We start from the raw sequence: 14,149 nt of genomic DNA on the forward strand, positions 1-14,149 counted from the left end.
ATTCTTTCAGGTTTTCAAAAGCCTGAAGGAATCGAAAGAATCGCAATTCTGAAAATCTAAAAATGAGCAATACCTACAAATCAGCCGGCGTTGATAAAGAAGAAGGTTACAAAACCGTTGATAAAATCAAATCTGCTGTTGCAGAGACCCATAACAAAAATGTTCTGAACAATCTGGGAAGCTTCGGTGCGTTCTATGAGATTGCCGGATATAAGAATCCTGTTTTAGTTTCTGGAACAGACGGCGTTGGAACCAAGCTAAAAGTAGCTTTGGATTCCAAGAAATACGATTCTATCGGTATAGACTGTTTTGCAATGTGCGCCAACGATATCCTTTGTCACGGTGCAAAACCATTGTTTTTCTTGGATTATCTGGCTTGTGGAAAATTGGATTCAGACATTGCTGCTGAAATCGTTCTTGGAATGGTGACTGCTTGCAAGGACAATAATTGCGCTTTGATTGGTGGCGAAACTGCCGAGATGCCGGGAATGTATCAGCCGGGCGATTATGATGTAGCTGGGTTTTGCGTAGGAATTGTGGAGAAAGACCAGATTATTGATGGTTCTAAAATCAAAAAAGGAAACAAAATCATTGCAATCCCAAGTTCTGGATTTCATTCCAACGGATTTTCTTTGGTAAGAAAGATTTTCCCAAATTTCGAAGAAGAATTCGAAGGGAAACCATTATACGAGACTTTGCTGGTGCCAACAAGATTGTATTATAAAGACATCCACAAAGTTTTGGAAGAAGTTCCTGTTTGCGGAATTGCGCACATCACAGGGGGCGGATTGTACGAGAATGTTCCGAGAATCATTCCGGAAGGTCTTTGCGCCACTATCGATGAATCTAAAATCAAAGTTCCAACCGTGATGTTAGAATTAGAAAAACGAGGAAACATCGATAGAAAAGAAATGCACGGAACTTTCAATATGGGTGTGGGAATGGTTTTGGTAACCGATGCCGAACATTCTGAAAAAATCCTTGACCTTTTGGAAGATGCTTATGTTGTGGGCGAAATAACAGAAGGAAGCGAGAAAATCGATTTAAAATTTTAGGAGCTTAATCCCGCTATCCGCTATATCTTTTTTGTTTTTTAGACGTTTTGTCATCAATAGAAATTGAAAAGAAAAACAAAAAAGGATGCCGCTACTATCGGGGCTAGGTAAATATTATGGTTAAAAACTCTTTGCTGAGTAAAACGCCTTTATCTCAATATGTTTATTGTTTTTAAAGGAATCGATGATTATGCCAAAGGCGAATTGCGAACTTAAAAACATTGAGTATTAAAAAAAAGCTTTGCGGACTTGGCGTTTAAAAAGCATAGCATTAAAATGAAAAACTTAGTCATACTAATTTCAGGTTCAGGAACCAATCTTCAAAGAATCATTGACTGCATCAGCAACGGCGAAATCCGAAATGCAAAAGTGAATCTGGTGATTGCAGACAGAGAATGTTTCGGATTAGAAAGAGCAGAAAAACATCACATCCCGAATTTATTAATCAAACGTGGAAAAGACTTTTCAGAGAACTTAGAAAAAGCGATTCCGGAAAATACAGATTTGATTGTTCTGGCTGGTTTTTTATCCATCTTGAAACCTGAGTTCTGCAAAAAATGGGAAGGTAAGATTATAAATATTCATCCTGCACTGTTGCCGAAATTTGGAGGAAAAGGAATGTGGGGACATCACGTTCACAATGCAGTAATTGAGGCAGGCGAAAAAGAAAGTGGGGCAACCGTTCATTTTGTGACTTCGGGAATCGATGAAGGTGAGATTATTCTGCAAGGAAAATTTGATGTTGAAGAAAATGATTCAGCTGAGACTTTAGCTCAAAAAGTTCATCAGATTGAATATGATATTTTCCCAAAAGCCATTGATTTGGTTCTTAATAAATAGAATTGGTTTAGTTAAAGTGAAAATGATATTATAATTCGTAAATTGTTTTAATATAATGATTTACAGATTTTAATTAAAATTGACTTTAATTAATAAAAGATAAAATCTAAAGTAAATAAAAAGTAAATCCGGAGGTGAAAGAACCGGTAAATCACAGTTTGAATAAAACTGTAAAAAGTAAAATTTGAAAGAAAAAATGAGTAAAAAGAGAGCACTTATCAGCGTATCTGATAAAAGCGGTTTGGTAGATTTTGCCAAATTTTTGGAAGCTAACAATTACGAATTGATTTCCACAGGCGGTACTTTCAAACATCTGAAAGACGCTGGTCTTAATCCAATCCAAATTGATGAAGTGACCGATTTTCCGGAGATGCTGGACGGAAGAGTGAAAACACTTCACCCAAAAGTTCACGGCGGATTGTTGGCAGTTCGTTCCAACGAGGAGCATATGAAAACAGTTCAAGAGTACGAAATCGGGCTAATTGATATGGTGATTGTGAATCTTTATCCGTTTTTCGAAAACGTGAACAAGGATATTTCTCTTGATGAAAAAGTAGAATTCATCGATATTGGTGGTCCTTCTATGTTGCGTTCTGCAGCTAAGAACTTCAATTCGGTTACGGTTTTGACAGACGTTAATGATTATCAAATCGTTAAAATCGAAATGGAGCAAAACGGTGATACTTACATTGAAACCAGAAAAAAATTAGCTGGAAAAGTATTCAACTTGACTTCTGCTTACGATGCTGCGATTTCTAGTATGCTTTTGGATGAAGAATATCCAACTTACTTAAACGCTTCTTACAAAAAGGTTTCCGACTTAAGATATGGTGAAAATCCTCATCAATCTGCAGCTTATTACACTTCGACTTTCGAAAACGGAGCAATGAAAGATTTCGAAATTTTGGGAGGTAAAGAATTGTCTTTCAATAATCTTCGCGATATGGATTTGTGCTGGAAAGTGGTTAATGAGTTCAAAGAAGAAATGGCTTGCTGCGCGGTAAAACACTCTACGCCTTGTGGTGTTGCAGTTGGAACTTCGGCTTTAGAAACTTATACTAAAACATTTGAATGTGACCCGGTTTCTATCTTCGGTGGAATCATTGGAATGAATTACAAAGTAGATGCTGCAACAGCTGAGGAATTAAACAAAACATTCCTTGAGATTGTAATGGCAACCGACTTTGATGAAGATGCTTTGGAAATTCTTAGAAAAAAGAAAAACCTTAGAATCATCAAAATAAAAAATGCGGTTACAGACAAACAAGTTTGGGTAAAAATTGATGGCGGAATGCTGGTTCAGAATGCAGATGACCAATTCTCAGAAGATATCAAATTGATGACAGAAACGGCTCCGACAGAAGAGCAAAGAAAAGCTTTATTATTTTCTCAAAGAGTGGTTAAATATGTGAAATCTAACGCAATTGTGGTTTCAAACGGCGTTCAGGCAATCGGAATCGGTGGTGGACAAGTGAACAGAATCTGGGCAACTCAGCAAGCAATTGAAAGAGCTAAAGAGAAATTCGATGGTGAATTGGTTTTAGCGTCAGATGCGTTTTTCCCTTTCAGAGATGTCGTTGATTTCTGTGCGCAGGAAGGCATCAAAGCAATCATTCAGCCTGGTGGAAGTATGAGAGACGGAGATTCTATCGAAGCAGCTAATGAACATAAAATCCCGATGTTGTTTACAGGAATGAGACATTTCCTGCATTGATAAATTAACCACAAAAGTCACAAAAGTTTTGTTGTCTTTTAAGTTAAACAAAAGCTGAAATAAATTTAATAATAATTTCTTTTGTGACTTTTGTGGTTCAAAATAAATAGCCCTTTTAAAGTTTAACTTCAAAAGGGTTTTCTTTTTAATAATTAATAATAATCAAGTGTAAAAATTATCATTAATTCTAATGATTTCGAGTTATGATGAAGTATCGATTTTTTGTTGAATTAATTTTATAATTCTGATAAAATTTAGCTTTAAAATTCATTCAAAAATCGAAATAATATTTACATTTGAGACCAAATTCTGGATATGAGTATTTTCAATGATACAAAGCTCGCATTTGCTGATAAAACGGATGCTCAGCTCAAAAAAGCCTATTGGATGTTCAAGGCGATTGAACAGCCTGCAGTGACCAATATTGGCGTTTCTCTTCTCAATTTTACAGTGAGGAACAATTTTCCGTTTGTAGATGGGATTGTGAAGCAGACTTTGTTCGAACAGTTTTGCGGTGGCGAAACTAGAGAAGAAAGTATGAAAGTAGTGAAACAGATGTTCAAACGTGGTGTTGGAAGTATCTTTGATTACTCGATTGAAGGGAAAGAAGAGGAAGAGGTTTTCGATGCGGTTTGTAAGGAAATCAAGGATATTGTGAGATTTTCTGTAGGAAATCCAGCGATTCCGTTTATCGTTTTCAAACCAACGGCTTTTGGCAGAATTGATATTTATGAAGCGGTTGGAAAAGGAAAAGAGTTGACAACCAGCCAGAAAGAAGAATGGGATAGAGTAGTGACTCGTTTTGACGAAGTCTGCAAACTTTGTTTCGAAAGTGATAAAAAAGTAATGGTGGATGCTGAGGAAACTTGGATGCAGGATTCAGCTGACCAGCTTTGTGAAGAAATGATGGAGAAATACAACAAGGAAAAAGCCATCGTTTGGAACACGATTCAGATGTACAGAACCGGTCGTTTGGAATATATGAATGCTCATCTGGAAAGAGCAAGGGAAAAAGGCTATTTCATTGGTTATAAGATTGTTCGTGGTGCATATATGGAAAAAGAAGCCGACCGCGCAAAAGCAATGAATTACCCAAATCCGATTCAGCCGAATAAACAAGCGACTGATGATAATTACAATTCAGGAATTGATTTTGTGATGGAAAACTTAGACAAGGTTTCTGCATTTTTCGGAACACATAATGAGATTTCGTCCGAATTGATAATGAATAAAATGAAAGCCAAAAGTCTTGAACACAACAATCCGCATATATATTTTGGCCAGCTTTACGGGATGAGTGATAACATTACTTATTATTTGGCAGACCAACATTATAACGTTGCAAAATACCTTCCGTATGGACCTGTAAAAGACGTTGTTCCTTATCTTACGAGACGTGCGCAGGAAAATACTTCTGTTGCGGGACAAACTGGTAGAGAGCTTGGTTTGATAAGTAAGGAATTAAAGAGAAGAAAATAGGACAGATTTTAGATGTCAGATATTAGAAGTTAGACAATTTATAATCTTAATAATAAAAATCCGCTGTGAGGCGGATTTTTTTATAAATTATATAAACCAATCTATTCCTTTTTCAAATCGTTCAAAAAAATCAATAAAAGATTTTCCAATTTCTATGTTAAAGAATTTGTCTAAATCCATAAATGGAGAAAGAACAATTGTCCTCACAAAGCTTTTGCAATACAAAAAATAGGCAAATTTTAACTTAATAATCTCCCGAAAATTATCTATTTTTATTTGAATAAATTTTTTGAAAATTGAATCCAATTCTTGACATTGTCGTTCGGTCGCTGGCAGTTTACTTTTTTATGGTGATTGCTGTGCGCGTTTTTGGTAAAAATCAATTATCACAGCTTAATGCAGGTGATGTAATTCTTTTGCTTTTGATAAGTAATGCGGTCCAAAATGCAATGGTTGGTCCCAATAACAGTTTACAAGGCGGAATTGTCGCCGCGTTGGTTTTGTTTGTAGCGAACTTTGTTGTGAAGAAATTTATATTTAAAAACCCAATAATCAAAGAACTGATAGAAGATCATCCTTATATTTTGGTCAAAGATGGGGTAGTGTATCCTGAGATTTTAAAGAAAGTCTCAATTTCCGAAGATGAACTGGAAGAAGCTGTTCACGAACATGGCATCGAAAAAGTGTCTGAAGTGAAATTAGCGATTCTGGAAGTAGATGGAAATATCAGTGTTATTTCTACCGATAAAAATACCGAACAGACACATTATTCCAGACATAAAACTAAGATGAAAAGGAAGTTTAGGAATCAGTAAAAGCATATTATAAAAACACTTCGACTCCGCTCAGTGTGACAAAGTTTAATTAACAATGTCAGTCTGAGCGGAGTCGAAGACTTTAAAAAGTTTGAATTACGCTAAAATAGTAATTCCTTTCTCTGCTAAATCATAAATCGTATTTCTTGCGCTGTCTGGTTTTACATTCACAGCTTTTGTTCCGTTGAAATGTAAACAAGTTATAAAACCTGCATTGAAAGCGTCAATCGCAGTTAATTTCACACAATAATCCAAAGCTAATCCAACAATCTCAACCAACTGAATATCGTGGTATTTTAGGAAGTCTTCAAGACCAGTTTTCATAAAGTGATTGTTGTCTTGAAACCCGCTGTAGCTGTCAATTTCAACATTTTTTCCTTTCTGAATAATGTGTGTTACTTTATCACGATTCAAATCTTTCTGAAACTCTGCCCCGAAAGTTCCCTGAACACAATGGTCTGGCCACATAAACTGTGGAACGCCATTTAGAGAAATTGTTTCCCCAACGTTCTTTCCGTTGTTTGATGCAAAACTTTTATGATTGGAAGGATGCCAGTCTTGAGTTAAAACGATTTGGTCATATTCGTTTTCTTCCATCAGAAGATTGATATAAGGGATGATGCTGTTAGCTTCTGGAACGGCTAATGCGCCACCTTCGCAGAAATCATTTTGAACATCAACTATAATAAGTGCTTTTTTCATTGTCTGAGATTTGGGTTGTTAAAATACAAAATGTCATTCTGAAAGAACCGAGCCAATCAATATAATTAGCATTTAGATTCCTACAAAATGACATTTTGACTTAAATTATTTTAAAATTATCCTAAATATGGATATTTGTAATCTTTTGGAGAGACAAAAGTTTCCTTGATACTTCTTACAGAAACCCAACGTGTCAAGTTCATTTTAGAACCTGCTTTATCGTTTGTTCCAGACGCTCTAGAGCCTCCGAAGGGCTGTTGTCCTACAACTGCTCCGGTTGGTTTATCATTGATATAGAAGTTTCCAGAAGCATTTTCTAATGCTTTATAAGCCTCATCAATCGCATATCTGTCTTGTGCGAAGATAGAACCAGTCAAGGAATACTGCGTTGAAGTATCAACTAATTTCAAAGTGTCTTCCCAGTTTTCATCTTCATAAACGTAAACCGTCAAGATTGGACCGAAGATTTCCTCAACAATACTTTCGTAATATGGATTTATAGTTTCAATAACAGTTGGATGAACGAACCAACCTTTTTTATCGTCATATTTCCCACCGATAACAACTGTTGCATCATTTGCAGCTTCAGCTCTGTCGATGTAACCTTTACATTTTTCGAAAGAATTTTTGTCGATAACGGCGTTAACGAAGTTTGATGGATCTTCAGGAGAACCAATTTTGATGGTTTTCATTTGAGCTTCCATCACCGCTTTTACTTCATTCCAAAGAGATTTTGGAATATAAGCTCTGGATGCTGCAGAACATTTCTGTCCTTGATATTCGAAAGCACCTCTTACCAAACCAGTTGCAACTGCTTCAACATTAGCAGACGGATGAACCATTACGAAGTCTTTTCCACCAGTTTCTCCAACGATTCTTGGGTAAGATTTATAATTATGAATATTATCGCCAATCATTTTCCACATTCCTTGGAAAACCTTGGTAGAACCTGTGAAATGAAGACCTGCAAAATCTGGATGCGCCAAAACTTTCTCAGCCGTTTCTTTACCATCTGTGAAAATCATATTGATAACACCATCAGGAAGTCCAGCTTCTTTGAAAACGTCCATAATCACTTTAGCTGAATAAACTTGCTTATCAGACGGTTTCCAAACCACCACATTTCCCATCAAAGCCATACAAGCTGGCAAGTTTCCAGAGATTGCTGTGAAGTTGAAAGGCGTCACCGCAAAGCAGAATCCTTCAAGTGGTCTGTATTCTACACGGTTCCAGATTCCTGCATCGGATACTGGTTGCTCCGCATAAAGCTCGGTCATAAACTCCACATTGAAACGCAAGAAATCGATGAACTCACAAGCCGCATCAATCTCTGCCTGATGAACATTTTTGGACTGTCCAATCATTGTTGCAGCATTGATAACATCTCTGTAAGGTCCAGCTAAAAGGTCAGCCGCTTTCAAGAAAATCGCAGCTCTATGTTCCCAACCAAGTGCATTCCATTTTGCTTTTGCAGCAAGCGCAGAATCGATAGCTTGATCAACGTGCGACATATCACCTTCGTAATAGAAACCAAAGTCGTGCTGGTGGTCCTGAGGCGAACTCAGTTGTATTTTTTTGTCTGTTTTTACTTCTTTTCCACCGATTACCATTGGTATTTCGGTTTTTTCTTTCCACATTTTTTTGTAAGTAGAAATAAGGCTTTTTACCTCTTCAGAGCCTGGAGCATAAGAACTTACTGGTTCATTTTGTGCAAAAGGCACTTGAGAAATCGCTTTAGACATAATTTTATATTTTGATTTTTACAAATTTACAATCTAAAAAATTAATGATAAAATTAAATTAAAGACAATTGTTAATATTTGAATTGTAGAATTGTCTTTAAAGAAAACAAATGATTGTTTAATGTGGTTTTTTATGTTGTTAAAATTGTTTTTTATAGCTGTGATTTGATTAATGTTTGTATATTTGAAAATATTAAAATTATAGTTATGATTAAAAAATTACTTTTTGCTGGTGCTTTAGCATTAGCTTTTAATTCAATGAATGCGCAAGTACAAGTTTGGAAAGATGACTTTAATGATGAAGATGTATCTGACTGGACTTTATATGATGATGATGGAGATGGATTTCAATTTGGAGATATTTTTCAAATACAAGATAGTGAGGAAAATCCCGTTACACCTATTTCATTGATTTCTAGATCTTGGCAACAAGTGCCCCTAACTCCTGATAATTGGGCAGTATCTCCAGCAATTGATATCTCTAAAGCTCAGGGAACACTTACTTTATCGTGGATTACACAAGTTGCAGCACAAAGTTGGGATCAGGAAAAGTATGCTGTATATGTTTCTACTTCTCCGGATCAAACTTCATTATTAGCATCTAATGTTCAGGTAATTGAGACTTTAGGTCAAGGTACAAATGCAGGAACTCCTGTAAATCATACTTTAGATCTTACTTCATTTATTGGTCAGCCTCAGATATATGTAGCTTTTAGACATTACGATTGTACAGATCAAGATTTCCTTTCTATCGATGATGTAACAGTTAGCGCTACAAGTCTATTAGCTGTTTCTGATGTTAATAAAAAAGCATTCTCTGTATATCCAAATCCAACATCAGACTATTTAACATTTAACCAAAAAGTTAATTCTGTTCAAGTCTATGATATGGCAGGTAAATTAGTAGCTTCTCCAACGGTAGTTGATTCTAAAATTGATGTAAAATCATTACAAAACGCAACTTATGTATTGAAAGTGAACACAGAAGCTGGTTCTACTTCTCATAAGTTTATCAAAAAATAATTTTTATCAAATTATCAAATAAAACCCTCTTCATTAGAGGGTTTTTTGTTTTGTGATATTTAACTTTGCAGAATCAAATTTCTAAAGGATGATAAATTTTGTGTTGATTATAGTTTGCGTAGTTGCAGGAATGATTTTCAAATCTACCAAAACTATTCATCCAGATGCCCATAAAGGAATCAATACTTGGCTTCTCTATATCGCTTTACCTGCAGTTTCTTTCAAATATCTTCCCAAAGTAGTATGGTCGTGGGAAATGCTGTTCCCGATTTTGAGTACAGTTTTAGCGGCAATTGGCGGTTGGGTTTTTATGTTGTTTTATAGCCGGATGAAAAACTACTCCCGAAGGTCGAGAAGTACGATGGAATTGGCGAGCGGTTATAGTAATACATCTTTCATAGGGTTTCCTTTAATCACAGCTTTTTATGGTGAAAAATATCTGAGTATTGCTATCATTTGCGATCAAACGATGTTTTTGATGCTCTCTACAATGGGTATTGTAGCGGCTTTGAAAGGTGGAAGTAAAAGTGGTAAAGTTGATCCCAAATTCATATTAAAAAGACTTGTTACTTTTCCCCCGTTTATAGGTTGTGTGAGTGCGTTGATTTTGTCGCAGTTTATCGATCTGGATTTTGCCGAACCTATGTTTGATAAACTGGCTTCAACCGTTGCTCCGTTAGCTTTATTTTCTGTAGGACTACAATTGAAATTCAATGGTTGGAGAAAGCTTATTCCGCAGATTTCCACATCAATGCTTTATAAATTGATTTTGATGCCATTAATGGTTTTGATTTTGGCACTGGCTTTTAGAATCAAAGGTGATATTGCAAAAATTAGCATCTTCGAGGCGGCAATGCCAACAGTAATCACTTCAAGCATCATCGCAGAACAATACCGACTTAATACAAAGCTCATTAATCTGATTATCGGAATTAGTATTATTGTTGGTTTTGTGACCACAGGAATTTGGTATGAGATTATTGAGTTTTTATTTTAATATAAATTTTACGCAAAGTTTTTTTAAGAATTAAGAACGTGTTAAGAAGGTAAAGAATCAACAAGTTGATTTTATTAAAGGCGAATATATAATCGTAAGCTTTATCAACATATCAATTTATTGATGCTTTGGATACTTTGACTTTAAAAAATCTTTGCAATAAAGATTTAATTTAAAAACCACAAAAGTCACAAAAGATATAATTATAGAATTTCTTTTGTGACTTTTGTGGTTTAATATTTTTTAGAATTTATGGCAAGATAAAAAAGAAAACTGCACAAAAGTGCATAATGCTTCCACCTAAAACAAATAAATGCCAAATAGGATGGTAAAAAGGTTTCTTGTCCTTAGCATAAAAATAAATCCCAAAAGTATAGCACAATCCACCAAGAATAATCAGTGTTAATGCACCTGTGGAAAGATTTTCTATCATTGGCTTAATGGCGATAATTGCGGCCCAACCCATTAGAGCATACAGAGAAAGTGAGATTTTTTCATTGTTTCTCAAGGGGGAAAATTTGAAAATAAATCCTATCAAGGCCATTCCCCAAATCACGCCAAACATACTCCAGCCCCAAGCGCCTTTCAGCCCCAGTAAAGCAATAGGTGTGTATGTTCCGGCGATGAGAAGATAGATACTAAGATGGTCGATTCTTTGACAGATTTTTTTCCATTTCAATTTGTAAACTGCGTGATAAACGGTGGATGCGGAATAGAGTAGTATCAAACTAATCCCGAAGACCAACGATGAGGCAATTGCAATAGCGCTTCCGCTGATAGCAGAATAAACAATCATCAGAACCAAAGCCACAACGGACAGAATTGCTCCTAAACCGTGTGTAATCACATTGTAAAGCTCTTCTTTTTTTCTATTCTTTTTCGGCATAATGTTGATTTTGAAGTAAAGTTAGTTATTAAACTTTTTCAAAGTTGCGATTATTGTCAGAAGATGTTTGTTTTAACAGAGTTTAATTACTATTAACATCATTTAAAATTCTTAGTTTTGATAAAAATTCAGGAATGAAGCAACTTTTCATTATTTTTATATTGTTTTCTCAAACCTATTTCTCACAATCAGTTTCCGATCACTTGGACAAATCTGTAAAAGAAATGTTGTCGACTTCCAACGCTTTGTCAGCTAATCTTTCGTTCTATATTTCGGATGAGAATGGAAATCTTGTTTATGAATACAATGGGAACAAAGGACTTTCTACGGCAAGTACGCAGAAGATTTTCACATCTGCGGCGGCTTTGGAAACTTTGGGAAAGAATTATCAATTCAAAACCACAGCTTCATATTCCGGGAAGATATCGAATGGTATTTTAGATGGCGATTTTTACATCACTTCCAATGGCGATCCGACTTTGGGAAGTTGGCGTTGGGAAAATTATAAGCCTGAAAATTTCAAACAGCAGTTATTAGAAGCCATAAAGAAATCCGGAATCAAGAAAATATCAGGCAATCTGATTGTAGATGATTCTTATTTCGATTTTCAAAGTACACCCGGAGGTTGGCCTTGGAATGATTTAGGAAATTATTACGGTGCAGGAACTTTTGGTGTGAATTGGAGAGAAAATCAATTTGATATTCATATTAATGGAAATCAATTCAAGAGTTTTTCTTACGATTTGAATCAAGTTAATTGGATTAATGAACTGAAAACCGGAGGAAACTCTGATAAAAGTCTAATTTTCACTGCGCCACATTCCGAAACCGCAATGATTAATGGAACTTTGCCTGCAGGAAAAATAACAACAGTTTCCGGAGCAACACCCAATCCACCAATGCAATTAGCTGTCGAAATCAAAAAGTTATTAGAAGAAAACGGAGTTTCTATTTCTGGAAGAACAACCACTTATTATAATGAGAAGATTGCTGGGAAATCTATTTCCAAAGCACCAACTCAGAATCAGATTTTTGAATATAAATCGCCAACGTTGGACAAAATAGTCTATTGGTTCTTGAGAAAAAGTATCAATCTCTATGGAGAAACATTAATCAAAACTATGGCGAAAGAAAAACGAAATAACCCGAGTTTTGAAACCGGTGTTGACTTTTTAAAAGACTTTTGGAAATCAAAAGGAATTAATCCAATGATGATAAACTTTGCAGATGGAAGTGGACTTTCTCCACAGAATTATGTTTCGGCAAAAGCGCAGGTTCAGGCATTGTTGTATGCGAAAAAACAAAACTGGTTTGATGCTTTTTACGAAGGTTTTCCCACTCAAAATGGTATCAAAATGAAGAGCGGGACTATCAAAGACAGTAAATCTTTTGCTGGTTATCAGACCTCTAAAAGTGGTAAGAATTATGTGTTTTCCATCATTCTGAATAATTATCAAGGCGGAAGTATCAGTAATGCTTTGTTTAAGATTTTGGATAATTTGAAGTAAGATTTTAACGGAAAGGCACAAAAGGTTAATATTTATAACGCTTTTCAAGGCACAAAGATTTTAACTTCGTTAAAATTCTAAAATCGAAGATTTACTTTTGCGACTTTTGCTAAATTATTTTTAAATATTTTTGCGACTTTGCGATAAAACAAAATGAACAGAATCAATTCTTTTCCGCCAATTGTTGATGAACATTCAGAGATTTTGATTCTTGGTTCGGTTCCAGGTGTGAAGTCTTTGGAAATGCAACAGTATTATGCGCATCCACAAAATCAGTTTTGGAAATTGATGTTTTATCTTTTTGATTCAGAATTTTCTACGGATTATAACACAAGATTAGAATTACTGAAAACCAATAAAGTCGCACTTTGGGATGTTATCGAAAGTTGCGAAAGAAAAGGTAGCTTGGATACAGAAATCAAAGATGAAATTGATAATAACATCCTCGAATTAATCGAAAATCATCCCAACATCAAAACTATCTTTTGTAACGGACAAAAGTCTTACAAAAACCTTTTGAAGATTCTAGGCAAAAATTTCAAAATACCGATTGTAGTTTTGCCTTCTACAAGTCCGCTTCATACGGTGAAGTTTGATGAGAAATTGGAGAGCTGGAAAGTGATTAAGGATTATTTGTAGAATTAACTGTTCCAAATCTCCCAAGCTCTTTCCGCCTGCTGTTCTAGCATATAAAAACCATTAAGCGTTGTAGCACCTTTTTCTGCAGATTTTTTTAGAAAAGCCGTTTCGGAAGGATTATAAATCAAATCAATTACATAGTGTTTATCTGTAATTGCATCAAATGGAAACTGAACAAAATCATCTACATTCGGGAAAGTTCCAACTGGTGTTGTCTGGATAATCAGTAAAGAATCTTTTACCAAGTCTTCCGAAAGATTTTCAAAAGTAATTTCAGATTTTCTGGAAATCGTCTGATGTTCGATATTATGTTTGTTAAGAATATATCTCACCGCTTTTGCAGCGCCGCCATCTCCAAGAATCAAAGCTTTTTTATGGTAGTCTTTTTTATTGATAAGTAAAGTTTTTTCGAATCCAAAAGCATCTGTATTATAACCAATTTTTTTTCCGTTTTGGAAACTCACACAATTCACAGCACCGATTTGTTGCGCTTCATCACTCAATCCGTCAAGGAAGGGGATTATCGCTTGTTTGTAAGGAATAGTGACATTCATTCCAATGAGATTCGGGTTTTCTAAGAAAGGCGTAACATTTTCGATTTCAGAGATATCGAAGAAGTTATATGAATGATTTTTTAGAAATAATTTTTTGAATTTTTCCTCGAAGTATTTTTTTGAAAATGAGTAAGAGATATTCTTCCCAAGTAATCCGAATTCCTGTTTTTCCATAGTCCAAATTTAGGAAATATC

General features: G+C 35.2%; 13 protein-coding genes. 9 read left to right on the forward strand and 4 right to left on the reverse strand.

The window, feature by feature from the left end; genetic code table 11:
• Positions 1-62 precede the first annotated feature (62 nt).
• The 5 genes from purM (at position 63) to DRF58_RS11035 (ending at position 5,903) form a co-directional block, all read left to right on the forward strand.
• Complete coding sequence (purM, locus tag DRF58_RS11015; RefSeq protein ID WP_116035436.1) at positions 63-1,055, forward strand: phosphoribosylformylglycinamidine cyclo-ligase; 993 nt, start codon at positions 63-65, stop codon at positions 1,053-1,055.
• Between the two features lie 276 nt (positions 1,056-1,331).
• The gene (gene purN / locus DRF58_RS11020) at positions 1,332-1,895 is read left to right on the forward strand and encodes a phosphoribosylglycinamide formyltransferase (protein WP_116035437.1); all 564 of its coding nucleotides are present in this window, start codon (positions 1,332-1,334) and stop codon (positions 1,893-1,895) included.
• Positions 1,896-2,091: 196 nt separating this feature from the next.
• Positions 2,092-3,609 (forward strand): bifunctional phosphoribosylaminoimidazolecarboxamide formyltransferase/IMP cyclohydrolase, encoded by a 1,518-nt coding sequence (gene purH / locus DRF58_RS11025; RefSeq protein WP_116035479.1) that lies wholly within the window; start codon positions 2,092-2,094, stop codon positions 3,607-3,609.
• Between the two features lie 315 nt (positions 3,610-3,924).
• On the forward strand, positions 3,925-5,088 hold the full coding sequence (locus DRF58_RS11030) for a proline dehydrogenase family protein (RefSeq protein WP_116035439.1): 1,164 nt from the start codon (positions 3,925-3,927) through the stop codon (positions 5,086-5,088).
• A 296-nt stretch (positions 5,089-5,384) separates the two neighbouring features.
• Positions 5,385-5,903, forward strand: coding sequence for a DUF421 domain-containing protein (locus DRF58_RS11035; protein WP_116035441.1), 519 nt, complete (start codon positions 5,385-5,387; stop codon positions 5,901-5,903).
• Positions 5,904-5,999: 96 nt separating this feature from the next.
• On the opposite strand, the gene pncA is transcribed toward DRF58_RS11035, so the two are convergent.
• On the reverse strand, positions 6,000-6,605 hold the full coding sequence (pncA, locus tag DRF58_RS11040) for a bifunctional nicotinamidase/pyrazinamidase (RefSeq protein WP_116035443.1): 606 nt from the start codon (positions 6,603-6,605) through the stop codon (positions 6,000-6,002).
• Between the two features lie 116 nt (positions 6,606-6,721).
• Positions 6,722-8,347, reverse strand: a complete 1,626-nt coding sequence (pruA, locus tag DRF58_RS11045; RefSeq protein WP_116035444.1) for an L-glutamate gamma-semialdehyde dehydrogenase — start codon at positions 8,345-8,347, stop codon at positions 6,722-6,724.
• Between the two features lie 258 nt (positions 8,348-8,605).
• On the opposite strand from pruA, the gene DRF58_RS11050 reads away from it, so the two are divergent.
• Both DRF58_RS11050 and DRF58_RS11055 read left to right on the forward strand, forming a co-directional pair.
• Positions 8,606-9,370, forward strand: a complete 765-nt coding sequence (locus DRF58_RS11050) for a T9SS-dependent choice-of-anchor J family protein (protein ID WP_162300304.1) — start codon at positions 8,606-8,608, stop codon at positions 9,368-9,370.
• An 88-nt stretch (positions 9,371-9,458) separates the two neighbouring features.
• A complete protein-coding gene (locus DRF58_RS11055) occupies positions 9,459-10,367 on the forward strand; it encodes an AEC family transporter (RefSeq protein ID WP_116035448.1) in 909 nt (302 codons plus the stop codon).
• A 250-nt stretch (positions 10,368-10,617) separates the two neighbouring features.
• On the opposite strand, the gene trhA is transcribed toward DRF58_RS11055, so the two are convergent.
• Positions 10,618-11,253 (reverse strand): PAQR family membrane homeostasis protein TrhA, encoded by a 636-nt coding sequence (gene trhA / locus DRF58_RS11060; protein ID WP_116035449.1) that lies wholly within the window; start codon positions 11,251-11,253, stop codon positions 10,618-10,620.
• Positions 11,254-11,387: 134 nt separating this feature from the next.
• Between trhA and dacB the strand changes: the two genes are divergently transcribed.
• Both dacB and DRF58_RS11070 read left to right on the forward strand, forming a co-directional pair.
• A complete protein-coding gene (gene dacB / locus DRF58_RS11065; RefSeq protein WP_116035451.1) occupies positions 11,388-12,761 on the forward strand; it encodes a D-alanyl-D-alanine carboxypeptidase/D-alanyl-D-alanine endopeptidase in 1,374 nt (457 codons plus the stop codon).
• 153 nt (positions 12,762-12,914) lie between these two features.
• Entirely contained in the window at positions 12,915-13,400 is a 486-nt protein-coding gene (locus tag DRF58_RS11070) for a DNA-deoxyinosine glycosylase (protein WP_116035453.1), read from the forward strand.
• Positions 13,401-13,402: 2 nt separating this feature from the next.
• Here DRF58_RS11070 and DRF58_RS11075 read toward each other — a convergent pair whose 3' ends face one another.
• Positions 13,403-14,128 carry a shikimate dehydrogenase family protein gene (locus DRF58_RS11075; protein WP_116035455.1) on the reverse strand — a complete coding sequence of 242 codons (726 nt, stop codon included), beginning with the start codon at positions 14,126-14,128 and terminating at the stop codon, positions 13,403-13,405.
• Positions 14,129-14,149: the final 21 nt, after the last annotated feature.

It is taken from the genome of Epilithonimonas hispanica (genome assembly GCF_003385395.1).
Taxonomy (GTDB): Bacteria; Bacteroidota; Bacteroidia; order Flavobacteriales; family Weeksellaceae; genus Epilithonimonas; species Epilithonimonas hispanica.

Excerpts from the sequence above, each read along its gene's own strand:
- purN (WP_116035437.1), top strand. The coding sequence starts at position 1,332 with ATGAAAAACTTAGTCATACTAATTTCAGGTTCAGGAACCAATCTTCAA.
- DRF58_RS11075 (WP_116035455.1), bottom strand. The coding sequence starts at position 14,128 with ATGGAAAAACAGGAATTCGGATTACTTGGGAAGAATATCTCTTACTCA.
- DRF58_RS11070 (WP_116035453.1), top strand. The coding sequence starts at position 12,915 with ATGAACAGAATCAATTCTTTTCCGCCAATTGTTGATGAACATTCAGAG.
- trhA (WP_116035449.1), bottom strand. The coding sequence starts at position 11,253 with ATGCCGAAAAAGAATAGAAAAAAAGAAGAGCTTTACAATGTGATTACA.
- dacB (WP_116035451.1), top strand. The coding sequence starts at position 11,388 with ATGAAGCAACTTTTCATTATTTTTATATTGTTTTCTCAAACCTATTTC.
- DRF58_RS11030 (WP_116035439.1), top strand. The coding sequence starts at position 3,925 with ATGAGTATTTTCAATGATACAAAGCTCGCATTTGCTGATAAAACGGAT.
- DRF58_RS11055 (WP_116035448.1), top strand. The coding sequence starts at position 9,459 with ATGATAAATTTTGTGTTGATTATAGTTTGCGTAGTTGCAGGAATGATT.
- pncA (WP_116035443.1), bottom strand. The coding sequence starts at position 6,605 with ATGAAAAAAGCACTTATTATAGTTGATGTTCAAAATGATTTCTGCGAA.
- purH (WP_116035479.1), top strand. The coding sequence starts at position 2,092 with ATGAGTAAAAAGAGAGCACTTATCAGCGTATCTGATAAAAGCGGTTTG.
- DRF58_RS11050 (WP_162300304.1), top strand. The coding sequence starts at position 8,606 with ATGAATGCGCAAGTACAAGTTTGGAAAGATGACTTTAATGATGAAGAT.
- purM (WP_116035436.1), top strand. The coding sequence starts at position 63 with ATGAGCAATACCTACAAATCAGCCGGCGTTGATAAAGAAGAAGGTTAC.
- pruA (WP_116035444.1), bottom strand. The coding sequence starts at position 8,347 with ATGTCTAAAGCGATTTCTCAAGTGCCTTTTGCACAAAATGAACCAGTA.